At 69.5% G+C, this 23,515-nt stretch carries 21 protein-coding genes and 1 pseudogene; 19 read left to right on the top strand and 3 right to left on the bottom strand.

The annotated features are described in order from the left end of the window. Positions 1 to 75 precede the first annotated feature (75 nt). Positions 76 to 261: a 50S ribosomal protein L28 gene (rpmB, locus tag DY218_RS01240; protein WP_030195073.1), complete on the bottom strand. Its 186-nt coding sequence runs from the start codon at positions 259 to 261 to the stop codon at positions 76 to 78. Between the two features lie 330 nt (positions 262 to 591). Between rpmB and DY218_RS01235 the strand changes: the two genes are divergently transcribed. The 11 genes and pseudogenes from DY218_RS01235 (at position 592) to DY218_RS01185 (ending at position 13,550) form a co-directional block, all read left to right on the top strand. Then, positions 592 to 2,481 (top strand): DAK2 domain-containing protein, encoded by a 1,890-nt coding sequence (locus tag DY218_RS01235; protein ID WP_128553983.1) that lies wholly within the window; start codon positions 592 to 594, stop codon positions 2,479 to 2,481. 107 nt (positions 2,482 to 2,588) lie between these two features. Next, positions 2,589 to 5,819 carry a helicase-related protein gene (locus DY218_RS01230; RefSeq protein ID WP_128553979.1) on the top strand — a complete coding sequence of 1,077 codons (3,231 nt, stop codon included), beginning with the start codon at positions 2,589 to 2,591 and terminating at the stop codon, positions 5,817 to 5,819. 287 nt (positions 5,820 to 6,106) lie between these two features. After that, positions 6,107 to 6,688: pseudogene (rsmD, locus tag DY218_RS01225) on the top strand (16S rRNA (guanine(966)-N(2))-methyltransferase RsmD); the annotation flags it as partial. A 98-nt stretch (positions 6,689 to 6,786) separates the two neighbouring features. Then, positions 6,787 to 7,269 (top strand): pantetheine-phosphate adenylyltransferase, encoded by a 483-nt coding sequence (coaD, locus tag DY218_RS01220; protein ID WP_199566580.1) that lies wholly within the window; start codon positions 6,787 to 6,789, stop codon positions 7,267 to 7,269. Positions 7,270 to 7,400: 131 nt separating this feature from the next. Then, positions 7,401 to 8,636 (top strand): ATP synthase subunit B family protein, encoded by a 1,236-nt coding sequence (locus DY218_RS01215; protein WP_128553982.1) that lies wholly within the window; start codon positions 7,401 to 7,403, stop codon positions 8,634 to 8,636. Between the two features lie 226 nt (positions 8,637 to 8,862). Then, positions 8,863 to 9,519 carry a YceD family protein gene (locus DY218_RS01210; RefSeq protein ID WP_128553981.1) on the top strand — a complete coding sequence of 219 codons (657 nt, stop codon included), beginning with the start codon at positions 8,863 to 8,865 and terminating at the stop codon, positions 9,517 to 9,519. 2 nt (positions 9,520 to 9,521) lie between these two features. Beyond that, positions 9,522 to 9,695 (top strand): 50S ribosomal protein L32, encoded by a 174-nt coding sequence (gene rpmF / locus DY218_RS01205; RefSeq protein ID WP_128553976.1) that lies wholly within the window; start codon positions 9,522 to 9,524, stop codon positions 9,693 to 9,695. A gap of 7 nt (positions 9,696 to 9,702) precedes the next feature. Continuing rightward, positions 9,703 to 10,545 carry a ribonuclease III gene (gene rnc / locus DY218_RS01200; protein WP_199566578.1) on the top strand — a complete coding sequence of 281 codons (843 nt, stop codon included), beginning with the start codon at positions 9,703 to 9,705 and terminating at the stop codon, positions 10,543 to 10,545. A gap of 136 nt (positions 10,546 to 10,681) precedes the next feature. Further along, a complete protein-coding gene (gene mutM / locus DY218_RS01195) occupies positions 10,682 to 11,545 on the top strand; it encodes a bifunctional DNA-formamidopyrimidine glycosylase/DNA-(apurinic or apyrimidinic site) lyase (RefSeq protein WP_128553974.1) in 864 nt (287 codons plus the stop codon). Positions 11,546 to 11,814: 269 nt separating this feature from the next. Further along, complete coding sequence (locus DY218_RS01190; protein ID WP_128553973.1) at positions 11,815 to 12,273, top strand: hypothetical protein; 459 nt, start codon at positions 11,815 to 11,817, stop codon at positions 12,271 to 12,273. A 482-nt stretch (positions 12,274 to 12,755) separates the two neighbouring features. After that, entirely contained in the window at positions 12,756 to 13,550 is a 795-nt protein-coding gene (locus DY218_RS01185; protein WP_128553972.1) for an NUDIX domain-containing protein, read from the top strand. Here the strand turns inward: DY218_RS01185 and DY218_RS01180 are convergent. Further along, positions 13,534 to 14,664, bottom strand: a complete 1,131-nt coding sequence (locus tag DY218_RS01180) for a helix-turn-helix domain-containing protein (RefSeq protein ID WP_128553971.1) — start codon at positions 14,662 to 14,664, stop codon at positions 13,534 to 13,536. The two genes, DY218_RS01185 and DY218_RS01180, sit on opposite strands and share 17 nt — an antisense overlap. Positions 14,665 to 15,253: 589 nt before the next feature. Between DY218_RS01180 and DY218_RS01175 the strand changes: the two genes are divergently transcribed. From DY218_RS01175 to DY218_RS01155, 5 genes are read left to right on the top strand one after another with little or no spacing between them, the layout of a single operon-like run. Continuing rightward, complete coding sequence (locus DY218_RS01175) at positions 15,254 to 16,006, top strand: helix-turn-helix domain-containing protein (protein WP_128553970.1); 753 nt, start codon at positions 15,254 to 15,256, stop codon at positions 16,004 to 16,006. After that, on the top strand, positions 16,003 to 16,206 hold the full coding sequence (locus DY218_RS01170; protein ID WP_128553969.1) for a hypothetical protein: 204 nt from the start codon (positions 16,003 to 16,005) through the stop codon (positions 16,204 to 16,206). Before DY218_RS01175 ends, DY218_RS01170 begins: the two co-directional genes overlap by 4 nt. Then, positions 16,203 to 17,627 carry a replication initiator protein RepSA gene (repSA, locus tag DY218_RS01165; protein ID WP_407703532.1) on the top strand — a complete coding sequence of 475 codons (1,425 nt, stop codon included), beginning with the start codon at positions 16,203 to 16,205 and terminating at the stop codon, positions 17,625 to 17,627. The genes DY218_RS01170 and repSA overlap by 4 nt, the downstream gene beginning before the upstream one ends. Beyond that, the gene (locus tag DY218_RS01160; protein WP_128553968.1) at positions 17,624 to 17,818 is read left to right on the top strand and encodes a helix-turn-helix transcriptional regulator; all 195 of its coding nucleotides are present in this window, start codon (positions 17,624 to 17,626) and stop codon (positions 17,816 to 17,818) included. Before repSA ends, DY218_RS01160 begins: the two co-directional genes overlap by 4 nt. Beyond that, on the top strand, positions 17,818 to 19,056 hold the full coding sequence (locus DY218_RS01155; RefSeq protein ID WP_128553967.1) for a tyrosine-type recombinase/integrase: 1,239 nt from the start codon (positions 17,818 to 17,820) through the stop codon (positions 19,054 to 19,056). Before DY218_RS01160 ends, DY218_RS01155 begins: the two co-directional genes overlap by 1 nt. Before the next feature lie 20 nt (positions 19,057 to 19,076). Here DY218_RS01155 and DY218_RS01150 read toward each other — a convergent pair whose 3' ends face one another. Further along, positions 19,077 to 19,988, bottom strand: a complete 912-nt coding sequence (locus DY218_RS01150) for a CAP domain-containing protein (protein ID WP_128553966.1) — start codon at positions 19,986 to 19,988, stop codon at positions 19,077 to 19,079. Between the two features lie 142 nt (positions 19,989 to 20,130). Between DY218_RS01150 and DY218_RS01145 the strand changes: the two genes are divergently transcribed. The 3 genes from DY218_RS01145 to smc form a co-directional block, all read left to right on the top strand. Then, on the top strand, positions 20,131 to 20,412 hold the full coding sequence (locus DY218_RS01145) for an acylphosphatase (protein ID WP_128553965.1): 282 nt from the start codon (positions 20,131 to 20,133) through the stop codon (positions 20,410 to 20,412). A 376-nt stretch (positions 20,413 to 20,788) separates the two neighbouring features. Then, positions 20,789 to 21,001, top strand: a complete 213-nt coding sequence (locus DY218_RS01140) for a hypothetical protein (protein ID WP_128553964.1) — start codon at positions 20,789 to 20,791, stop codon at positions 20,999 to 21,001. Positions 21,002 to 21,307: 306 nt separating this feature from the next. After that, positions 21,308 to 23,515, top strand: a 2,208-nt coding sequence (smc, locus tag DY218_RS01135; RefSeq protein ID WP_128553963.1) for a chromosome segregation protein SMC, incomplete at its 3' end; no start/stop codon positions are given.

Raw genomic sequence — 23,515 nt, 5'->3', positions numbered from 1 at the left:
AAGAAGGCCGGTCCACCCAGGGGGTGGACCGGCCTTCTCAGGCAACCGGTCAGGTGGCCGCGCTTTGCGTAGGCGTCAGCGCGAGACCTTGCCGGCCTTGATGCACGAGGTGCAGGCGTTGAGCCGCTTCGGCGTCCCGCCGACCACGGCACGCACGCGCTGGATGTTCGGGTTCCAGCGACGCGGCGTACGGCGGTGCGAGTGCGAGATGTTGTTGCCGAAGCCCGGCCCCTTGCCGCAGACGTCGCAGTTGGCAGCCACGGGTCACTCCAAAGACTTCAGATGCAAGATGCACTTACGGTTAACCCGGCATGCCGGGATCAGGATCAAGGATCTGAGTGGCGGTGCCAGGAAGGAAAAAACCCGATTGATATCGGGCAACCAGAGCAGCATACAACGACTGCTTCGGTACCGCGAAACTACCATGTGCGCACCTCGGCACCCGCCGGGGCCCGGGGCACCGGACCAGCACCGGAGCCGCTCCGGCCGGGTGCTCCGCCGATCCTGTCGGGTACTAGGGTGCGGTGCTACCGCAGGTAGCGAGGAGGCACAGTGCCGCAGGACGAGGGGCGGGCCGTCGGCGGGGTCGCGATGCCGGGGGACCTCGGCGCCCGGACCGTGCGCGCCTGGTGCGGTCTCGCTCTCGAGGCGCTCGGCCGGGCCCGCGAGGAGATCGACGCGATCAACGTCTATCCCGTGGCCGACTCGGACACCGGCACGAACCTCTACCTGACCGTCGAGTCCGCATCCCGGGCCGTCGAGGCGGTCTTCGCGGCGTACGAGGTCGAGGGAGGAACCTCGTACGAGGTCGAGGGAGGCGAGGTCCCGGGCGGCGGCCGCGATCTTCAGGACACCTGCGGGCCCTCCGAGGGAGCCGACGGGCAGGCGTCTGCGGTGCCGTCGCGCGCGGAGGTGATGCGGGCGATGGCCCACGGTGCGCTGATCGGAGCCCGGGGGAACTCCGGGACGATCCTCGCGCAGTTGCTGCGGGGGATGTCCGAAGTGTTGGCGGTGGAAGCTCCGGACGGCACTCAGGCGCCGCAGGTCGCCCCCGGTGAGCTGCTTGCCGCGGCGCTGACCCGGGCCGCCGAGTCCGCGTACGAGGCGGTCGCACATCCGGTGGAGGGCACCGTACTCACGGTGGCGACCGCCGCTGCCCGGGCGGCGCGGCAGCACGCCTCGGCGGGGGCGGCGGATGTGGCGCGAGGCGCGTACGACGGCGCTCGCGAGGCGCTGCGGGCCACTCCCGGGCAGCTGCCGGTGCTGAAGCTGGCCGGCGTCGTGGACGCGGGAGGACGCGGCCTGGTCGCCGTGCTCGGAGCGCTCGCCGAGGCGGTTTCGGGCCATGCGGTCTCCGGTACGACGCGACGCCGGACGCAGCGGGGGCAGGCCGGCGCTGCCGAGCCCGCCGGTGACGCCCCTGCCGCGCCGGAGCCCGAGGACGAGCTCCACGCGCGCGAGGAGCGGGAGATCGAGCTCCACGCGCGCGTGGAGGAGTGCCCGCCGCCGGACGCGTCGGCGGCATCGGCATCGGGTGTGAGCGGGACGGCGGACGCCGGCCCCGCCTTCGAGGTCATCTATCTCCTCGAGGCGCAGGACGCCGCGGTGGCCCGGCTGCGCGGGCGCCTCGACGCGCTCGGCGACTCCCTGGTGGTGGTCGGCGGTGACGGCCTGTGGAACGTCCATGTGCACGTCGACGACGCGGGCGCGGCCGTCGAGGCGGGCGTGGAGGCCGGACGTCCGTACCGCATCCGGATCACGCACTTCGGGGCGGGCGACGCGCACAGTGCAGGTGCCGGCGCCCCGGTGCGGGAGCGTGCCGCCCGCGCGGTGGTGGCGGTCGTCCCGGGCGAGGGGCTCGTGGCGCTTTACGCGGAGGCCGGCGCCACCACCGTCCTGGCGCGGCCCGGTGAACCGCCCGCCAGTGGTGAACTGGTCGACGCGGTACGCCGTGCCCACGCGCGCGAGGTCGTGCTGTTGCCGAACGACGCCGAGCTGCGGCACACCGCGGCGGCCGCCGCGGAGGAGGCCCGCACCGAGGGCGTACGGGTCGCACTGATCCCGACGCGGTCGGCGGTGCAGGGCCTGGCCGCGCTCGCCGTGCACGAGCCGGAGCGGCGGTTCGACGAGGACGTGGTCGCGATGACCTCGGCGGCCGGCGCCACCCGCTACGCCGAACTCGCCGTCGCCGAACGGCAGTCGTGGACCACGGCCGGCATCTGCCAGGCCGGCGATGTGCTCGGCCTGATCGACGGCGACGTCGCGGTGATCGGGCAGGACCTCGCACAGACCGCCGGCTCGGTGCTCGACCGGATGCTCGCGGCCGGCGGTGAGCTGGTCACCCTGGTGCTCGGCCCGGACGTGCCGCAGTCCGTTGCGGACGGCCTCGAGGCTCGGGTGCGTACGTCGTATCTCGCTGTGGACACCGTCGTGTACGGAGGCGGCCGGCACGCGGCACCGCTGCTCATCGGGGTCGAATAGGGATCGGGGTCGAACAGGGGTCGAACGGCCGCCCGAGGCAGCGCATCCCGGCGCGTCCCGGAGGGTTTTCCACAGGCTCGAGCGGGTTGTCGGTGCCGTGGTGTGCAATGGACCACGTGCCCGAGCTCGAAGAATCCCTGAAGAAAGTGATCGGCCCCGCCACCGCAAAGGTGATGGCCGAGCACCTCGACCTGCACACGGTCGGCGACCTGCTCCACCACTACCCCCGGCGGTACGCGGAGCGCGGCGAGCTCACCCAGCTCTCCGACCTGCCGCTTGACGAGCATGTGACCGTCGTCGCCCAGGTGGCGTCCGCCCGGATCCTCGGGTTCAACGGCGGGCGTGGCCAGCGCCTGGAAGTCGTCATCACCGACGGCAGCGGTCAGTTGCAGCTCGTCTTCTTCGGCCGCGGCATCCACAAGCCGCACAAGGACCTGCTCCCCGGCACCCGCGCGATGTTCGCGGGCAAGGTGTCCACGTTCAATCGCAGACTGCAGTTGACCCACCCCGCGTACGAACTGCTCCGTGGCGGCGACCCGGAGGCGGTGGACGCCTGGGCGGGCGCCCTGATCCCGATCTATCCGGCGACGGCCAAGCTGGAGTCCTGGAAGATCGCGAAGGCGGTCGACGCGGTCCTGCCGAGCGCGGCCGAGGCACAGGACCCACTGCCCGAGTCACTGCGGGAGGGGCGGGGGCTGCTGCCGCTCCCCGAAGCCCTGGAGAAGATCCACCGCCCCCGCACCAAGGCGGACATCGCCGCCGCCCGGGACCGTCTGAAGTGGGACGAGGCCTTCGTCCTCCAGGTCGCCCTGGCCCGCCGTCGGTACGCGGACACCCAACTGCCCGCGGTGGCACGCCGACCCGCCGCCGACGGCATCCTCACCGCCTTCGACGCCCGGCTGCCGTTCACCCTCACCGAAGGCCAGCAGAAGGTGAGCGCCGAGATCTTCGGCGACCTCGCCACCGAGCACCCGATGCACCGCCTCCTGCAGGGCGAGGTGGGCTCCGGGAAAGCACAGCCGCTGGATGCGCAGGTGTTGACCCCCGCCGGTTATCAGGACATGGGGCAGATTCAGGTGGGTGACGAGGTGGTCACACCGTCCGGCGAGATCGCGCTCGTCGACGGAGTCTTCCCGCAGGGCGAGCGGGATGTCTGGCGACTGATCCTCTCCGACGACACCACGGTCGAGTGCGACGACGAGCACCTTTGGCTGGCCGCCACGAGCTCCTCATGGCACCGCGGAGACGCACCGAAAGTTCTCACCACGCGTGAGATCCGCGCAGATCTTCACGAACGAGACGGCTCGTCGAAGTGGTACCTGCCGGAAGTGACACCGGTAGATCTTCATCGAGCGGCAGACGCTCCGCTGGACCCTTATCTGCTCGGTGCACTGCTCGGTGGAGGTTCGTTCCGCCACGATCTCGCCTTCTCGACGATCGACATAGAACTTCTTGACGCGGTCCGTATCGCCCTGCCCGAGGAGTGCGTGGTCGTGCCCAAGCAGGGTTCGGGGTGCGACCACCTCGTCGGGCTCCCCGGCCGGACCGGCGGCGTCAGGCGGAACCCGGTGATCGACGCACTCCGTGAGCTCGGCCTCTGGGGGCTGACCTCTCACACGAAGTTCGTTCCCGAGGGATACAAGACGACCTCGATCAAGGATCGGCTCGCCGTTCTGCAGGGCCTGATGGACACCGACGGCACCATCGACAAGAACGGCTCCAGCATCTCGTTCTGCTCAGCATCGCGCCTGCTCGCCGATGACGTGGCCTGGCTGGTGCGTTCCCTCGGAGGCAGGGCTCGCGTGCGGCCGAAGAAGAAGGCCTTCGACGTCTCGGTCGAACTGCCCCGGGAGTACGCACCTTTCCGCTTGCGGCGCAAGGCGGCCCTCCTGGTGGAACGCACCGAGTACCGCACCTTCCGGCGGGCGATCAGACGTGTTGAGCACGTCGGCCGCAAGCCGGTCCAATGCATCAGCATCGACCACCCCGACCACACCTACGTCACGGACAACTTCACGGCGACGCACAACACGATGGTCGCCCTGCGCGCGATGCTCGCGGTGGTCGACGCCGGCGGCCAGGCGGCCATGCTGGCCCCCACCGAGGTCCTCGCCCAGCAGCACCACCGGTCGATCGTCGAGATGATGGGCGAGCTCGCCGAGTCCGGGATGCTCGGCGGCAGCGAGCACGGCACCAAGGTGGTGCTGCTCACCGGCTCGATGGGCGCCGCGGCCCGTCGGCAGGCCCTGCTCGACCTGGTCACGGGCGAGGCGGGGATCGTGATCGGTACGCATGCGCTGATCGAGGACAAGGTCCGGTTCCACGACCTCGGTCTGGTCGTCGTGGACGAGCAGCACCGCTTCGGGGTGGAGCAGCGCGACGCCCTGCGCTCCAAGGGCAAGCAGCCGCCGCATCTCCTCGTCATGACGGCCACCCCGATCCCGCGCACGGTGGCGATGACCGTATTCGGCGACCTGGAGACCTCGGTCCTCGACCAGCTGCCCGCCGGCCGGTCGCCGATCGCCACCCATGTGGTGCCCGCCGCGGACAAGCCGCACTTCCTCGACCGGGCCTGGGAGCGGGTCCGCGAGGAGGTGAGCGGCGGCCACCAGGCCTATGTCGTATGCCCGCGGATCGGCGACGAGGACGACGAGAAGGCCACGGCGAAGGCGAAGAAGTCCGCGAAATCGGCGGGGGCACAGGCGGCGGACGACGCGGAGAAGCGCCCTCCGCTGGCCGTCCTCGAGGTGGCCGAGCAGCTCGCCGCGGGGCCGCTCGCCGGGCTGCGGGTCGAGGTCCTGCACGGCCGGATGGCGCCCGACGCCAAGGACGACGTGATGCGCCGCTTCGCCGCGGGCGACGTCGACGTCCTGGTCGCGACGACGGTCATCGAGGTGGGGGTGAACGTCCCGAACGCCACCGCGATGGTGATCATGGACGCCGACCGCTTCGGCGTCTCCCAGCTGCACCAGCTCCGCGGCCGAGTCGGCCGCGGCTCGGCACCGGGCCTGTGCCTGCTGGTCAGCGAGATGCCGGAGGCCAGCCCTGCGCGGGCCCGTCTGGGCGCGGTCGCCGCCACCCTCGACGGCTTCGAGCTCTCCCGGATCGACCTGGAGCAGCGTCGCGAGGGCGATGTGCTCGGCCAGGCGCAGTCCGGTGTCCGCTCCTCGCTGCGGGTGCTCGCCGTCATCGAGGACGAGGACGTCATCGCGGAAGCCCGCGAGGAGGCGGTCGCGGTGGTCGCCGCGGACCCGGAGCTGGCCTCGCTGCCCCAGCTGCGCACGGCCCTCGACTCCCTGCTCGACCAGGAGCGGGAGGAATACCTGGAGAAGGGATAGCCCCTCCGCCGCGCAGGTGCCCGCCGCCCTCCGCCCCGCAGGTGCCCGCCGCACCTCGCCCGGCCGGGCCCGCGGCACTTCGCCCGGCCGGGCCCGCGGCATCGGCTCCCGGTGCGCCCGGCGTCCTGTCCTGGGCGAATAATGGAANGCCCGCGGCATCGGCTCCCGGTGCGCCCGGCGTCCTGTCCTGGGCGAATAATGGAAACCTCAGCTCGCGCACGTGGATGAAGACCTCATCTCCCGCACGACCCCGCCCCCGCCACCCCACCCGAAGGAGCGGCCCAGACATGACCCGCGTGATCGCCGGTACGGCCAAGGGCCGCCGCCTCACGGTGCCACCGGGCACGGGCACCCGGCCCACCTCCGACCGTGCCCGCGAGGGCCTGTTCTCCACCTGGCAGTCCCTGCTCGGCGGCGCCCTCGACGGCGAGCGCGTGCTCGACCTGTACGGCGGCTCCGGCGCGGTCGGCCTCGAGGCGCTCTCGCGCGGCGCGGTCCACGCCCTCCTGGTCGAGGCCGACCCTCGCGCGGCCCGCATCATCCGGGAGAACGCACGGTCACTCGGTCTCGCCGGTGCGGAGGTGAGGGCCGCCAAGGCCGAGCAGATGCTCGCGGGGCCCGCTCCCGAAGTCCCGTACGACCTGGTGTTCCTGGACCCTCCGTACGCCGTCACCGATGACGATCTTCGGGAGATACTGCTCACACTCCGTACTCAGGGCTGGCTCGCGGACGAAGTGCTCGTCACCGTTGAACGCAGCACCAGAGGCGGCGAATTCGGCTGGCCGGACGGCTTCGCGGGGCTCAGGTCCCGGCGCTACGGCGAAGGCACGTTTTGGTACGGTCGCGCCGCCTCGACGTGCGAAGACGCCGAGGAGTCCACCGGGCCGCAGGACGGTCGCACCGGACTGCCCGACGGACCAGCCAGGAAGACCGCACCATGACCGGACCGGAGAGCGAGGGACTCACGTTGCGCCGCGCCGTCTGTCCGGGGTCGTTCGACCCCATCACCAATGGCCATCTCGACATCATCGCCCGCGCCTCCAAGCTGTACGACGTGGTGCATGTCGCCGTGATGATCAACAAGTCGAAGAAGGGCCTCTTCGAGGTCGACGAGCGGATCGAGCTGATCCGCCGCGTGACGGCCGATTTCGGGAATGTGGAGGTGGAGGCGTTCCACGGCCTCCTCGTCGACTTCTGCAAGCAGCGCGACATCCCGGCCATCGTCAAGGGCCTGCGCGCCGTCAGCGACTTCGACTACGAGCTGCAGATGGCCCAGATGAACAACGGCCTCTCGGGAGTGGAGACCCTCTTCGTCCCCACCAACCCCACCTACAGCTTCCTCTCCTCCTCCCTCGTCAAGGAGGTCGCCGCCTGGGGCGGCGACGTCTCCCACCTGGTGCCCGAGCAGGTCCTCGCGGCACTCACGGAACGGCTCCCGCAGGGCGGCTGAGACCGTTGGCCGGACCTCCGCCCTCACGCGGTCCGGCTGACGATCCGTCATCCGCTGTCGGACGGGCGCCTGCTGGCCGTACAGTCGGCATGTCCGTCTCCCAACCAGGCACAGAGAGTGGCGAGCACACGGTGGACGTGCAGAAGAAGCTGGACGAGATCGTCGAGTCGGTGCAGGGCGCCCGTTCGATGCCGATGTCGGCCTCGTGCGTGGTCAACCGCGCCGAGCTGCTCGCCATGCTCGAGGAAGTGGCCCAGGCCCTGCCCGGCTCGCTCGCCCAGGCCCAGGAGGTCATCGGCGGCAGCGAGCAACTCGTCGAGCAGGCCCGTCAGGAGGCCGACCGGATCATCGAGGGCGCCCGCGCCGAGCGCGGTTCGCTCATCGCCGACACCGCCGTCGCCCGCCGCTCCCAGGACGAGGCCGAGCGCATCCTCGGCCAGGCCAGGCAGGAGGCCGAGGAGGTCCGCGCGGAGGCCGACGAATACGTCGACTCCAAGCTCGCCAACTTCGAGGTCGTCCTCACCAAGACTCTCGGCTCGGTCGGCCGCGGCCGCGAGAAACTCCTCGGCACCGGCCAGGGCCTGGACGAGCAGGGCTACGAGGACCCCGACTTCACCGAGGCCCCGGAGCGCAGCCAGGACCCCGAGACGCTGCGCAGGCGCGCGGACGAATACGTGGACGCCAAGCTCGGCGCCTTCGAGGCGGTCCTGTCGAAGACCCTGCAGGCGGTCGGCCGCGGCCGGCAGAAGCTGCACGGCCGGGTCGCCACCGACGACCTCGGAGCCATGGATGCCGGCGGAGCCCCGGCGCTAGACAGCGACTCCGACTACCTGGCGGACCTCGCCGAGCCCGGCCGCCCGGCGGAAACTCCACCGGCCCCGGAGGACCCCGGCATCCAGTCCCCGCCGGTCCCGGCACCCACGGCCCCGCAGGGCATCCCGAGCCAGTCCGGATACGCCGCGCAGGCCGACCCGTACACGTATCAGCAGGGCACGTACCAGCAGGACCCGTACGCGCAGGACCAGTACCAGCAGGATCCGTACGGCTACCCGCAGCAGCCGTACCCGGGTCAGGACCAGCAGCAGGCCTACGACGGCCAGGGCCTGCCCTACGGCGACCCGCAGCAGCAGTACGCCGCACCACAGCCGCAGGGCTATGCGGGGACCGCCGCGTACGGATACCAGCAGGACCCCTACGGGTACCAGCAGGGCTACGACCGGACCGGCTATCCGGCACCGCAGGGCCAGGACGGCACCGGCGGGCAGGCGGGCCAGTCCGCCGAGGGGTCCGCGCTCGACGAGACCAGCCTGTTCGACACGAGCATGATCAGCGTCGACCAGCTCCGCGAGTACGAACAGGGCCGCTGAGCACACGCCATCGGGAGTTGATGCAGCGGATCGGGTCCTCGGACTCGGCCAGCGCGGCCGCCGGGAGAGGGTTCCCGTCACCGGATTGGGCCGACGGCGGCCGGTCAAGTATCCTGGCTCTTCGGTCGCGCTATGTCCGCGATCACGGCTGCCCGCCTCCGATGCGGACCGGCCGCCCCCAAGCCACCGAAGCCCCCGACTTCGACGACCGGAAGCAGGAAGACCCCTGAGCACGCGCCTCGACCACCGCAACCCCCTCGTGTTCGACACACACGAGCTGGGGAGGCGTCCGGGTGCGCTGCAGCGGGTGACCCGCACGGTCGACGCCCCCAAGGACCTCGGTCTGCAGGGCGTGATCGGCGTACCGGAGGGCGAGCCCGTCGAGCTCGACCTCCGGCTCGAGTCGGTCATGGAAGGGGTGCTCGTCACAGGCACCGCTCGTGCGCGGGTCACGGGGGAGTGCGTAAGGTGTCTGGAGCCGCTCGAGCGTGAGGTCGAAGCGGACTTCCAGGAGATGTACTCGTACCCGGACGCCGACGACCGGGGCCGCAGCAAGCAGGCGCGCTCCGACGACGACTCGGCCGACGACGAGGACGAGGACATCACCCCCCTCGAGGACGGACTTTTCGACCTCGAGCCGGTGCTGCGCGATGCGGTGGTGCTCGCACTGCCGATGCAGCCGGTGTGCCGGGAAGACTGTCCGGGCCTGTGCTCCACCTGTGGAGCGCGGCTCGCCGACGACCCGGACCACCACCACGACGCCGTCGACATCCGTTGGGCGGCACTGCAGGGACTCGCTGATTCGCTCCAGGACAGTGAGAAGGACGAGATGAGCGGCGAAGCGCCTGATTCCGCAAGCGCCGCCGAGAAGCAGGAGAAGTAGCCGTGGCTGTTCCGAAGCGGAAGATGTCGCGCAGCAACACGCGCCACCGCCGGTCGCAGTGGAAGGCTGCGGTCCCCACCCTGGTGGCGTGCGAGCGCTGCCAGGAGCCCAAGCAGCAGCACATCGCGTGCCCCGCTTGCGGCACCTACAACAAGCGCCAGGTCCTCGAGGTCTGAGCGGCTGGTGAGAGGCACTGTGTCCAGTCCCAAGAAGGCGGCTGACGCCAAGGCGGACCACGCCAAGAAGCAGGCGGAGAACACGGCCTCGTCCCACACGCTTCTGGAAGGGCGGCTCGGGTACCACCTCGAGTCCGCCCTTCTGGTGCGTGCACTGACCCACCGTTCGTACGCGTACGAGAACGGCGGCCTGCCCACCAACGAGCGTCTGGAGTTCCTCGGGGACTCCGTGCTCGGCCTGGTGGTCACGGACACGCTGTACCGCACCCACCCCGACCTTCCCGAAGGCCAGCTCGCCAAGTTGCGGGCCGCGGTGGTCAATTCGCGTGCGCTCGCCGAGGTGGGTCGTGGACTCGACCTCGGTGCCTTCATCCGGCTCGGCCGGGGCGAAGAGGGAACGGGCGGCCGGGACAAGGCCTCCATCCTCGCCGACACCCTGGAAGCGGTGATCGGTGCGGTCTATCTCGACCAGGGGCTCGGCGCGGCGTCGGAGCTCGTGCACCGGCTCTTCGACCCGCTGATCGAGGAGTCGTCCAACCTGGGTGCCGGTCTCGACTGGAAGACCAGCCTCCAGGAGCTCACCGCGACCGAGGGCCTCGGTGTGCCGGAGTACCTGGTCTCCGAGACCGGACCGGACCACGAGAAGACCTTCACCGCTGCTGCCCGCGTCGGAGGCGTCTCGTACGGCACCGGCACCGGCCGCAGCAAGAAGGAAGCGGAACAGCAGGCCGCGGAGTCCGCCTGGCGCGAGATCCGCGCCGCGGCGGACGAAAGGGCCAAGGCGGCTGAAGCCGTCGGTGCCGAGGAGGGGACGGCCGCCGACACCGCCCCCGACGCGGCCACGGCCTGACCTGGTCCGCGTACACGATCGCCCGTCCCGGGTACGGGGCGGGCGATCGTGCTCTGCCGCCACCCCGTCCGCCGCGCCATCACCGTCGCCGTCGCCACCGACTTCGACTTCGATTTCGACTTCCACGAGGAGAAACGTGCCCGAGCTGCCCGAGGTCGAGGTCGTCCGCCGGGGTCTCGAACGCTGGGCCGGCGGCCGTGTCGTCGCCGGCGTGCAGGTGCTGCATCCGCGGGCGGTACGCCGGCACGCCGCGGGCGGCGCAGACTTCGCGGCCCGGCTCACCGGTCACCGCATCGGGGTGGCCCGCCGGCGCGGCAAGTACCTCTGGCTGCCGCTCGCCGACGCTCCGTACTCCGTGCTCGCGCATCTCGGCATGAGCGGGCAGCTCCTGGTGCAGGCGCCGGACGTACCCGATGAGAAGCATCTGCGGGTACGGGTCACCTTTGCCGACGCCGACGGCACCGAGCTTCGCTTCGTCGACCAGCGCACCTTCGGCGGACTGTCGCTGCACGAGAACACCCCGGACGGCCTGCCCGACGTGATCGCCCACATCGCGCGCGACCCGCTGGACCCGCTCTTCGACGACGCCGCCTTCCACACGGCCCTGCGCGCCCGCCGCACCACCATCAAACGGGCCCTGCTCGACCAGTCACTGATCAGCGGCGTGGGCAACATCTACGCCGACGAGGCACTCTGGCGCTCCCGGCTGCACTACGACCGCCCCACGGGCACCTTCACCCGTCCCCGTACCGCCGAACTCCTCGGCCATGTACGGGAGGTGATGAACGCGGCGCTCGCCGTCGGCGGCACCAGCTTCGACAGCCTCTACGTCAATGTGAACGGCGAGTCCGGCTACTTCGAGCGATCCCTCGACGCCTACGGCCGCGAGGACGAGCCCTGCCGCCGCTGCGGCACCCCGATGCGCCGCCGCCCGTGGATGAACCGCTCCAGCTACTTCTGCCCCCGCTGTCAGCGCGCACCACGACCGACCACCCGCTGACGACCGCCGCGCGCGCCGCACGCTGATCGGCCCTGACCGGTCAGAAGCCGAAGAAGTGACGGGCCGGGTCCCTCACCTGCCGCCCTGTAATCGATCAACGCTGCGACCTGCCGCTTAGCTGTCGGCGGTTGTCAGCGTTGGTCGTCGTTGGGTCCCCTTCGACGGCCCGAGGACGGCCCAATAGTGTGTCGATCAGTCGCTGAGAGTCGACGATGTGCCGTGCCGAATGCCCCATGGTGGAGTGAGTGCGGTTGATCTAGGGTGCGGCCGTGGATATCGGGACGCTCATAGGCACCGGGCTTGGTGCAGTCGTAGGCGTTGGCTCAACGATGCTCGCCGATCGTGCACGCTGGAAGCGGGACGAGCTGACTCGACAACAGGAACTGAAACGTCAGCTCTACGGCGATTATCTGGTGGCGCTCACGCGAACACGTAATCAACTCAAGGATCTTGTCCGCCAGTCGAACCTCACTCCCGATGAACTCGCTCATCGAGCTGGTGAGCTGTATCGAGAAGGTGGCGCCTACGAGCTTCGTTACCAGATGGCAATCACCGCATCCCAACGGATCGTGGAGCCTTCCGACAATGCACTACGGAGACTTCGGGACGTACGAGACAAGATCCAGGAACACGCCCCAGGGACCCAAATAGATTCGGAGTTGGGCCGACTAATTGTCGCCATCAAGGGCCTTCGGGATGCGATGCGATCAGATCTGGGGACAGGCTAGCCGCAGACGTTCCCAACGTGCCCGGACACTATCCGTGTCGTCGGTGCACGTACGGCGAAGGTCGGTGGAGCGGGTTTGGGCTGGAGCTGCTTTGGGGTGAGTGATCATGGCCCCTTAAGCTGGCTGCGCGTCGGGCAGTCTTGTGGACCTGCCCGTTGTAGCTCGACGTCGGGGCCATGATCTTCGAGGCTCGCCCCAAAGTGGCTGCCTAAAGCCGTGGAGCCGACCGCCCCAGCCACGCGGGTATTTGTTCTTCCCTCTCCCCGAGCACGCTGGCGCGTCGACGGGCGCGGCCTGCCGGTGGCGAAGACATGGAGGCGGGCCGCGCCGCAAGGCGGCGCGCCCCCGCGCCGTGCGCGGGGGTCTTGATGAAGTAGAGAAACTCTGTCCGCATGGCTCTGCGGAGATCGACTCTGTCGAGTGTCAGGCTCCGCCGCTACGCTGGTGCGGGCCAGACGATGACGATGGGGAGTGCTCAGCGGATGGAGACGAAGTCGGCGCGGGTCGACCGCACGATTCGCGAATGGATCTCGACGGGCCAGTATCCGCCAGGGTCCAAGCTTCCGTCTGAGCGCAAGCTGATCGAAGAGCTCGACATCGGCCGGACCCAACTCCGCGTGGTGCTAGGACGTCTCGCCGTTGAGGGCATCGTGGAGGTTCACGGGCGGAGTTCGTACCGAGTGCCTGGACGTACTGCCTCGGTAGAGACGCCGGCCGAAGTAGCTCCCTGGAAGCTCCACGGTGAGCGCACGATCTACGACAACAAGTGGGTCACGCTCGGACTGGTCGACGTTGAGCCCCCCGGCGTGAAGCGCTTCGAGCATCACGTAGTGCGGCTGCATCACGTATCGATCGCCGCGGTCCTGGATGACCAGGACCGGGTTTTGATGCTCTGGCGCTACCGCTTCGTGCCCGACTCCTTCGGCTGGGAGCTGCCGGGCGGGATCGTGGACGAGGGCGAAGACCCCGCCGACGCTGCCGCTCGGGAAGTCGAAGAGGAAACCGGCTGGCGGCCTGACGGCCTCAAGCACGTGACCACGTATCAGCCCATGGTCGGCATGGTCGACTCACCGCATGAGATCTACGTTGGCCGTGGCGCCAAGTTGATCGGCGAACCGACAGACCTCGAAGAAGCGGGACACGTGGCGTGGGTGCCGCTGTCCGACGTTCCGGGCCTGATGGAGCGCGGGGAGCTTGTGGGATCTGGAACCCTCGTCGGGCTCTTGCACGTCTTGGCGTCCCGCAGTGATGGCCGCACTGCTACAGCCGTTGAGTGAGTTGTTCGATCCGGCGCCGGTGGCGGACTGAACCGGTGCGGCTTGCGATCAGCCGCGCCTGTTGAAGATGGTCGGCGGCTTGGTCGTACTCGCCGCGGGCAAGGTGGGCTTGGGCAAGGTCGCACCGGAGCCCCGCTGTTGCGCGGATGAATGTGGGATCCACGGCGTCGAGTGCGACGTACAGGCTGCCGACGGCATCGTCGTCACCGAGCAGCGAGAGCACGTTGCCCCGCCACCGGGTCAGGTGGCCTTCGTTCAGGAAGATGCTCAGCATGTCCGGGTCTCGCGCCTCTTCGCCCGAGGGCAGGCACCGCATTGCCTGATCAAGCGCTCGCCTGCAGTCGTCGGGCAACCCGGCCTTGGCGCAGATCTCCGCTTCTGCGGCGTACAGCCATGCGCGAAGTCGGGGAGAGAGCGCTGCCCTGCCGACACTCTGGGCATCTCTTATCAACTGGACGGCTACGGCCGGTCTTCCTGCATCGCAGAGAACGTACGCCTGCTCGGCGGTGGCATGCGCAAGGTACATGGGCGCATCGGCTTCCTTGGCGGCACGCTTCCCCAACTCGTAATGGCGCCAAGCCCGTTCCACCGCGCCGGCATCGAGTGCTTGCCAGGCCGCGAGCGTCGCCGCGCCAGCAAGTGCCTGCGCGACCGGCCGTCTCGTTTCGGGGAGCACGGCGAACGTGAGGGCGTCTTCGAGGGTGGAGAGATGCCCCGTCATCTGGTCGACAAGGCTGGCCGCGCCCATCTGCCGGTCGACGGTCCGCAGTAGCTCGGTCTGGTCCATGAAAGTCTTGACCATGGTGAGGCTGACGTTCTGAGCTGCGTCTATGCGGCTCACCAAGGCGTCGTACCCGTCGGCCTCCTGCGGTGGAGGACTGGCCTTCCGGCCGTGCAATTCGTCGTCGGTGATGCCCAGAAGCGCGCGGAGGATCTTGGCGTATCGCTCGCTGATCGGGCGTTTGCCGTTCTCCCACTCCGACACGTACACGCGAAGGCTGGCCGTGGAGGCAACGGTCATCAGGTGTTCGCGCGCGTGCCGCTCGATCTCGCGGATCAACCGTTCTTGTGACCACTGGCGCGCGTTCCTCGCCGCCCGGAGTCCGTTCGTCACGTGCACCGCCCTGCAGGTGAGTCATCAGCCGTAACAGCAGCATGCATCACAACGGTGCAGGTCGTCAGGGGTTAACCCAAACCCTAACTGGCTTGCTGTGAACCTCTGTTGGCTACCGGCCCGCTGGCGTGCGCGGTTGTCTAGAGGCGTTCCAGGAAGCCGAGTTGAGCGCCCATCACTGAGAGGGCCTTGACATCTGGTGCGCACCAGTCGCAATCTGGTGCGCACCAGATGATGTGAAGTCGCCGACGGCGCCCGCATCTCAGGCAGACAAACCACATACGGGAGCGGCGACCCACCGCCAAGTAGTCCGCCGCTCCCACCCCTCAGACAAGGGAGCTTCCATCATGCCTGCTACGCGTATCGATCGTCTGTCGGCTCCGCTCTCGCGTACCGAGGATGCGGTGGTCGTGTCCTCGCCGTGCATGGCGTGCGGGGCCGTGGTGTCCGGTTGGGCTTGGATCAACAGGGCTGGTGTCGGGGTGCTGATGCACCGCACGCTCTGGGGTTCTGAGGCGTGCCCGTCGGCAGCCCCGTTCGACTGGGCGACCGGCGTTGAGCTGTCCGCTCCGGTTGAGGCGGTGGCGGCATGACGATCACCAGCCTGGACTCGGTCCGCTCGGGCAATGAGCGGCTGCGTGGCGCGATGATCGCCGCGAACGTCACCATCGATGCACTGGCTGAGCGGGTCGGTATCGATCCGAAGAGCGTGGAGCGGTGGATCTCCAAGAACCGCACCCCGCACGCCCGGCACGCTGAGGCTGCCGCGAAGCTGCTGGGGGCGGATGCCTTTCACCTGTGGCCTGCGATGGGGGAGCGTCGGCGTTCGGTGCCGGTTCCTCAGGATGAGGTCGTTGCCGCCTATGCCACGCGGGCCACGGTCCCCATGGACGTATGGCGCCACGTTCTCGCCGGTGCCACGGTGTCGCTCGATCTCGTGCTGGCGAACCTGGTCTTCGTCGCCCATGTGGTCGGGGACTTACCCGAGTTGATCGCCGACAAGGCGGCTGCTGGCGTCCGGGTCCGCATCGTGATCCCGGAGCAGGCAACCGGTCGGGCCGGACAGATCGCTGACACGCTCGGGGCCCTGGCTGAGCTGCCGGGCGTGGAGATCGCTACGCACGCGGGCTTGATGTCGGATGTGCTGCGGGCCGATGACGACCTGTTGGTCTCCACTCCGGTCGACGGCCTGATTCCCTCACTCGCCCCGGTGCTGCACTTGCGTCGGTTGGGTCCGGCCCCGCTGACCGGGGGCTACCTGTCCAGTCTCGATCACCTCGTCATGAGCGCCGAACCCTACGGTTCCGCTCCGGTGACGCGCCTCCGGGCGGTGGGCGCATGAGCTACCGCGACGCCGACAACCCCTGGGCTCTGGACAAGCAGTTGAGCGATCGGATCGGCGCTTATCTGATCGGTCACGAAGACGAACCCCGTGACGCGTTCTATCGGACAGTGGACGACGCCCTGTTCGCGGAGGATTCGGCCCGGCTCCATGGTGCATACCCGCCCGTCGGGCACGGCTACGCGCGGGGTGACGCGTGACTGTCTTCCCAGTTTCTCCAGACGCGGTCGCCCCTCAGGCTTCCGCTATCGGCACCGACCCGATCACCTTCGCCGACCTCCTGCGTGTCGCCAATGACCCTGACTTCGACCGCTGGCGCGAACAGATCGGCCGCACCGGCGGCTGCTCCGACCCCATCCACCTGACCGGTTGGACGGTCACCAAGGACAAGACCACCGGCGAGACTCTGCATCGCTACTCGACTGAGGGGGAGCCGGGTGGACGGCTGCGGGTGGCATGTGGGAACCGGCGTGCCTCTCGTTGCCCATCCTGCGCCTGGACGTACGCGGGGGACACGTACCACCTGATCCGTGCGGGGCTTGCCGGAGACGACCGCCGCGACATCCCCGCCACGGTGCGCGAACATCCGCGGGTCTTCGCCACCCTCACCGCTCCGTCGTTCGGTCCGGTTCACAACCGCCCGGAGGCGGGCGTCTGCCGATGCGGTACCCGGCACCCTGAGAACGATTCAGTGCTCGGGACCGCCCTCGACCCGGCCACGTATGACTACGCCGGTGCCGTCCTCTTCAACAACCATGCCGGGGACTTGTGGCACCGCTTCGCGAACCGGCTCCGGCGAGAGATCGCCCAGCGTGCTGGGATCACGCAACGGGAGCTGAAGGAAACCGCCCGGCTGTCATACGGCAAAGTCGCTGAGTTCCAGAAGCGCGGAGCGATCCACTTTCATGCGGTGATCCGCATCGATGGTCCCGACGGCCCCGAAAATCCCCCTCCGCCCTGGGCCACGACCAACATGCTTACCGATGCGATCCGTGCTGCGGTCACCCACTCGTACACCACCGTCACGGCCCCGGCTGTGGGGGATGAGCCGTGCCGGCCGTTTCGCTGGGGCCGACAGCTCGACATCCGCCCGGTGAAGGCCTTCGGGGACGGCTCCGACATCACCGAACAGGCCGTGGCGTCCTACGTCGCCAAGTACGCCACCAAGGCGGCGGAGAGCACCGGCACCCTGGACCGTCGCATCGGAGAACTGTCCGAGCTCGACCGCCATCACGTGCCCGACCACACCCGCCGCCTCATTGAAGCGTGCAAGGTCCTCGACCCGCTCTATCCGGACCGCCGTCTGTGGGCTTGGGCTCACATGCTCGGCTTCCGCGGCCACTTCAGCTCGAAGTCCCGCCGGTACTCGACCACCCTCGGCGATCTCCGCCAGACCCGCGCCGACTATCGCGCCGCACAAGAACGCGCCGCCCTCGACCTCGACGACCGCGAACCGGACACCGTCTTGGTCCTCGCCGACTGGCAGTACGCCGGACACGGCCACACCCCGGGTGAATCCGCCCTCGCCGCGACGATCGCTCGGGATCTTCGACTCAACCGCGACACCGCGCGTGAAGCACTCGCCGATCTGGCAGCGAGGGACCCGGGGGAGTGGATATGAAGCGTCTCCTCCCCGACCGCTACCTGACGCCGATCGACCTCGCCGATCTTCTCGGAGTCCCTGTCGAGACCGTCTATCAGTGGCGGCGCAAGCGCACGGGGCCGCGCGGATTCCGCGTCGGTCGGCATCTCCGCTACGACCCCGAAGACGTCCGAGTCTGGGTCGCCCAACTCATGGAAGAGGCTGCCTGATGGCCGGACACATCCAAGACCGTTGGTACAAGGTCGAGCCCGGCCCCGACGGCAAGCCCGTAAAGGCCAAGACCGAGCGCTTTGGCATTGGGCTGCGCTACCGCGCTCGCTACGTCGGACCGGATGGCACCGAGAAATCCAAGAGCTTCCCAGACAAGCAGAAGCGCAGAGCCGAGACGTGGTTGAGCAACATCGAAGCCGACATGTCCCGTGGCGACTACATCGCTCCGGAGTCAGGCAAGGTCACCTTCGAGCAGTACGCGACCGCGTGGATGCGCACGCAGATGACCGACCCCGCAACGCGCGAATCCGTCGAGATGAGATTGCGGCTGCACGCGATCCCGCATATTGGCATGCGGCCAATGGGCTCCTTTAATCCGTCGCACCTGCGCCTTTGGATGCGAACGCTGGAGGACCGTGGACTTTCCGCGGCCTATCGACGGGGGATCTTCGCCCACGTGTCGACCGTGTTCACCTCGGCCGTGGAAGACCGGGTTATCCGGGCCAATCCGTGCAGTTCCCGCTCCGTCAAGCCGCCGCGGCTCGACCCGCGCAAGGTCAAGCCCTGGACTACGGAACGAGTGAGGGCGGTTCAGAACGCGCTGCCCGATCGGTACAGGGCTCTTGCCGATCCGGCGGCGGGGTGTGGGCTGAGGCAAGGGGAGGTCTTCGGCCTGGCTGTCGAAGATGTGGACTTCCTTGGCGGCGTTGTCCACGTCGTCCGGCAGGTGAAACTGCTGAGGAACCGGCCGGTGTTCGCGCCACCGAAGGGCGGCAAGGAGAGGGACGTACCGCTGCCGCAGTCCATCGGGTTCGCTTTGGCTGGCCACCTGACTCGTTTCCCGGCCGCTGAGGTGACGCTGCCCTGGAAGACCTTGGACGGTCCCCCGATTACGGCCACGCTGATCTTCCGGAGCCCTGAAGGCCTGCCACTCAACCGGAACCGCTTCAACGATCGTCAATGGCGCCCCGCCCTCGTCGCTGCCGGGGTGCCCACGGGGCGAGAGAACGGCATGCACGCGCTACGTCACTTCTACGCGTCCGTACTCCTCGACGCGGGGGAGAGCATCAAAGCGCTGAGTGAGTACCTGGGGCACCACGATCCGGGGTTCACGCTGCGCACGTACACGCACCTGATGCCGTCCAGTGAGACCAGGACCAGGGCCGCGGTGGATGCGGTCTTCGGTGATCCTGGGGATACGAATGACGGCCCCGACGCGGCCCAGATGCCCCTATAGGTCGCTGACCTGCGGGAATCTCAGAAGCCGAAGTCCTGGGTCCACCAAGGGCCGCCGGAGGCCATGTGGGTGCCGACGCCGAGGGTCTTGTAGTCGCAGTTGAGGATGTTCGCGCGGTGGCCCGGGCTGTTCATCCAGGAGTCCATGACGGACTGGGCGTTGGCCTGGCCGCGGGCGATGTTCTCGCCGCCGAGGTTGCTGATGCCGGCGTCCTTGGCGCGGTCCCAGGGGGTGTCGCCGTCCGGGTCGGTGTGGTCGAAGAAGCCGCGGGCGGCCATGTCCTTGCTGAAGTCGGCGGCGAGCGCGGCGAGATCGCCGTCCTGCCGGACCGGGCTGCAGCCGGCCTTGGCCCGCTCCTGGTTGACCAGGGCGAGCACCTGCGCCTCCTGGCTGCTCTGGCCGTCGCCCTGCGGAGCGGCGTTCTCGTTCTGCCGTTCCGTCTGCCGGGGTGCCGGGCTGCTGCTGCGCGGGCTCTGTTCCTTCGGCTTCTCCGCCTTGTCGGCCGAGGGCTTCTCGGACGGCTTCTGTGCGGGAGTGCGCGAAGGTTCCTCGGACGTCTTCGAAGGCTTCGGCGAGGAAGGAGAGGAGGAGGCCGGAGACGGGCGGTCGGAGTCCCGGCTCGCCGGTGGCTCGCTCCGCTCGGAGGGCCCGGACCCGCCCTGGGTCGCCAGGTCGGAGGGACCGTCGGCGGTCTGCACCTTGTCCGCGTCGCCGCCGCCGAGCGAGTAGTTGGGGGTGCCGGGCACCAGACCCGATGCGACCGCCACCGCGCCGAGCGCCGCGGCCGCCGAGACGCCGAGCAGGCCGGTCCTGACCGGGGCCGGGCCGCGCTTGCGGTGGCGGTGCGCACCCTTTGCGGATGCGTTCGACCGGGGCGCCGGACGGTCTCCCGCACCGGCGGGACCGGCATCGCTGCGTCGGTGGCGTCCCATCTCGTGGCCCTTCTCGTCCTCGACGTAAAACTGAATCCCAGGGTTGCTCACTCGAACGAGTGAGCCGCATTCGTCGCGACTGTACGCGAAGACGGGTGGGGGAGAAGTGCCCCGAGAGCAATTGGCCGGTTAGCTTTCCCACATGAACGAGGAAGTACGACTGGTCGCCTGGGTGCGCGGTGTGGTGCAGGGTGTGGGTTTTCGCTGGTTCACCAGGGCAAAGGCGCTGGAGATCGGCGGTCTCAGTGGCTTTGCTCTCAATCTGGCCGACGGGCGGGTGCAAGTGGTCGCCGAGGGGACCCGGGCCGGCTGTCAGCAGCTCCTGGACTGGCTCGAGCGGGGCGACACACCCGGCCGCGTCGACGGCGTCACCGAGATCTGGGACACACCGCGCGGCATCTACGACACCTTCACCATCCGCTGACGCCCGGAGCCCGGCCTCGCGCGGAGGGCCTCGGGCATGTGCCCAGGGCAGGTGTGCCGAGTGGAAACGCCCTGGTGGTTGCCAAGAACGGCTCCCCGTGCAAGGCTGCCGACAGCGCCATGATCTCTACGCCCCGGGGCTCCGATGTCAGGCCCGCCGGAGATATTGCCGCCGTGGGCCGCCGGACCGCCCACCGGTACGGGGCGTGATCGTGTTGACCGTCAAACTTTTTGGTGAGACGCTGAGAGTCCCCGCGCACCCTAGCTGTTTGGCATGTGGGAACGGCAGTCACAACAAGCAGTGCCATTCAACGCGGGTGCTTCCCTCACGACCCACACCGCTTCGGTCGGTCACTCATTGTGGAGGACCATCCATCATGGCAAAGGCGCTTCTCGGTTACGTCGGCGGTTCCGACCCGCGACTCCTCGCCGAGATGCGACGGCTGCAGCAGCGCGTCCAGGACCTGGAGTCCGAGCTCGTACGGATCCAGGCGGAGAACGACGCGCTGGCTACTGCTGCCGCATCGCACACCGGCGACTCGCTCCTGGAGAGCATCGACGTACCCCAGGCGGAGCCTGCGCTCACCTGACCCGAGCCCACAAGGCGACGGTCGGGCCGCCCACCTCAGCCGCTCGATCAAGATCTGAATCGAAGATCTGCAAGGGACGCTTCGGCGTCCCTTTTCTTTTGTGCCGCTGCTGCCCTGGTCTCGGCCCTCCCGAACGCCCGTTGTCTACGTCTGATGTGCCCTCCATCTTCCCTGGCGAAACCGGGAGTTGGGTGGCCGGGCGCCTTCCGTACGACCCGAGGCGACGGCACTTGGGCGACTCGGGGCGGGTACGGGAGCACCGGCGCCCCCACGCTCGCGGCCATCGAGGCAGTAGAGTCCGGGGGCGTGCATCTCAAGGCCATGACCCTGCGCGGGTTCAAATCCTTCGCCTCGGCGACGACGCTGCGGTTCGAACCGGGCATCACCTGTGTCGTCGGGCCCAACGGTTCCGGCAAGTCCAACGTCGTGGACGCGCTGTCCTGGGTCATGGGCGAGCAGGGCGCCAAGTCGCTGCGCGGCGGCAAGATGGAGGACGTCATCTTCGCCGGCACGACCGGGCGCCCGCCGCTCGGCCGCGCCGAGGTCTCGCTCACCATCGACAACTCCGACGGCGTGCTGCCCATCGAGTACGCCGAGGTCACCATCACGCGGATCATGTTCCGCAACGGCGGCAGCGAGTACCAGATCAACGGCGACACCTGCCGGCTGCTCGACATCCAGGAGCTGCTCTCCGACTCCGGCATCGGCCGTGAGATGCACGTCATCGTCGGTCAGGGCCAGCTGGACTCCGTGCTGCACGCCGATCCGACCGGGCGGCGGGCCTTCATCGAGGAGGCCGCCGGCGTACTCAAGCACCGCAAGCGCAAGGAGAAGGCGCTGCGGAAGCTGGACGCGATGGGGGCGAACCTCGCCCGGGTGCAGGACCTCACCGACGAACTGCGGCGCCAGCTCAAGCCGTTGGGCCGGCAGGCCGCGGTGGCGCGGCGCGCGGCGGTGATCCAGGCGGATCTGCGCGACGCACGGCTGCGGCTGCTCGCCGACGATCTGGTGCGGCTCAAGGAGGCGCTGCGTACCGAGGTCGCCGACGAGGCCGAGCTGAAGCGGCGCAAGGAGGGCGCGGAGGCGGAGCTCAAGGCGGCGCTCGGCCGCGAGGCGGAGCTCGAGGGCGAGGTGCGCAGGCTCACTCCGCGTCTGCAGCAGGCGCAGCAGACCTTCTACGAGCTGTCGCAGCTCGCCGAGCGGGTGCGCGGCACCGTCAGCCTCGCCGACGCCCGGGTGAAGAGCGCCACCGCCGCACCGGCCGACGAGCGGCGTGGTCGTGACCCGGAGGACCTGGAGCGGGAGGCCGCCCGGATCCGCGAGCAGGAGGCGGAGCTGGAGGCGGCCCTCGAGGCGGCCGAGCGGGCCCTGGAGGACACCGTCGCCCACCGGGCCGATCTGGAACGGGAGTTGGCGCACGAGGAGCGGCGGCTCAAGGACGTGGCACGGGCGATCGCCGATCGGCGCGAGGGGCTGGCCCGGCTCGGCGGTCAGGTCAATGCGGCCCGCGGCCGGGCGGCTTCCGCACAGGCCGAGATCGACCGCCTGGCGGCCGCCCGTGACGAGTCCGCGGAGCGTGCGGCCGCAGCCCAGGAGGAGTACGAGCAGCTGCAGGCGGAGGTCGAGGGGCTCGACGCCTCGGACGGCGATCTCGGGGAGCAGCACGAGGCGGCCCGTGCCCGGCTCGCCGAGGCCGAGTCGGCCCTCACCGAGGCGCGGGAGGCGGCGACCGCCGCGGAACGCCGGCGGGCGGCGACCGCCGCGCGGCACGAGGCGCTGGCCCTCGGGCTGCGGCGCAAGGACGGCACCGGAGCGCTGCTCGCCGCGAAGGACCGCCTCGCCGGACTGCTCGGCCCCGCCTCCGAACTCCTCGACGTGTCACCGGGATACGAGATTCCGGTGGCCGCCGCACTCGGAGTCGCCGCCGACGCGGTCACCGTACAGAACCCGGCCACCGCGGCGGAGGCGATCCGGCTGCTGCGCAAACAGGATGCGGGCCGCTCGGCGCTGCTGCTCGCGGGAGCTCCCGAACCGGAGCCGCTGCAAGGGTCCGCAGGTGACGATCCACGGTCCGCTGCCTCGCTGGTGCGGGCGCCCGATGACCTGATGCCGGCCGTGCGCCGGCTGCTGCGCGGCGTGGTCGTGGTCGGCACGCTCGAGGACGCCGAGGATCTGGTCTACGCGCACCCCGAGTTGACCGCGGTGACGGCCGAGGGCGACGTGCTCGGTGCGCACTTCGCACAGGGCGGTTCGGCGGGGGCGCCGAGTCTGCTCGAGGTGCAGGCCTCGGTGGACGAGGCCGCGGCGGAGCTCGAGGAACTGGCCGTACGCTGCGAGGAGTTGGCCGCGCAGCAGGAGGCGGCGGGGGAGCGGCGCACCCGGTGTGCCGCCCTCGTCGAGGAGCTCGGGGAGCGGCGGCGGGAGGCGGACCGGGCGAAGTCGGCCGTGTCGCAGCAGCTCGGGCGGCTCGCGGGGCAGGCGCGCGGAGCGGCCGGTGAGGCCGAGCGCGCCGCG

The organism is Streptomyces triticagri, assembly GCF_003429565.1.
Classification (GTDB): Bacteria; Actinomycetota; Actinomycetes; order Streptomycetales; family Streptomycetaceae; genus Streptomyces; species Streptomyces triticagri.
Note: the sequence above shows the minus strand (reverse complement) of the source record. Positions and strands in the feature narration are given on the sequence as shown.

What these genes read in the sequence shown, in the direction of transcription:
- DY218_RS01235 (WP_128553983.1), top strand. Translation starts at nt 592, where the DNA reads ATGCCGGGGGACCTCGGCGCCCGGACCGTGCGCGCCTGGTGCGGTCTC.
- DY218_RS01230 (WP_128553979.1), top strand. Translation starts at nt 2,589, where the DNA reads ATGGACCACGTGCCCGAGCTCGAAGAATCCCTGAAGAAAGTGATCGGC.
- DY218_RS01185 (WP_128553972.1), top strand. Translation starts at nt 12,756, where the DNA reads ATGGAGACGAAGTCGGCGCGGGTCGACCGCACGATTCGCGAATGGATC.
- DY218_RS01175 (WP_128553970.1), top strand. Translation starts at nt 15,254, where the DNA reads ATGACGATCACCAGCCTGGACTCGGTCCGCTCGGGCAATGAGCGGCTG.
- DY218_RS01170 (WP_128553969.1), top strand. Translation starts at nt 16,003, where the DNA reads ATGAGCTACCGCGACGCCGACAACCCCTGGGCTCTGGACAAGCAGTTG.
- DY218_RS01160 (WP_128553968.1), top strand. Translation starts at nt 17,624, where the DNA reads ATGAAGCGTCTCCTCCCCGACCGCTACCTGACGCCGATCGACCTCGCC.
- DY218_RS01155 (WP_128553967.1), top strand. Translation starts at nt 17,818, where the DNA reads ATGGCCGGACACATCCAAGACCGTTGGTACAAGGTCGAGCCCGGCCCC.
- DY218_RS01150 (WP_128553966.1), bottom strand. Translation starts at nt 19,988, where the DNA reads ATGGGACGCCACCGACGCAGCGATGCCGGTCCCGCCGGTGCGGGAGAC.
- DY218_RS01145 (WP_128553965.1), top strand. Translation starts at nt 20,131, where the DNA reads ATGAACGAGGAAGTACGACTGGTCGCCTGGGTGCGCGGTGTGGTGCAG.
- DY218_RS01140 (WP_128553964.1), top strand. Translation starts at nt 20,789, where the DNA reads ATGGCAAAGGCGCTTCTCGGTTACGTCGGCGGTTCCGACCCGCGACTC.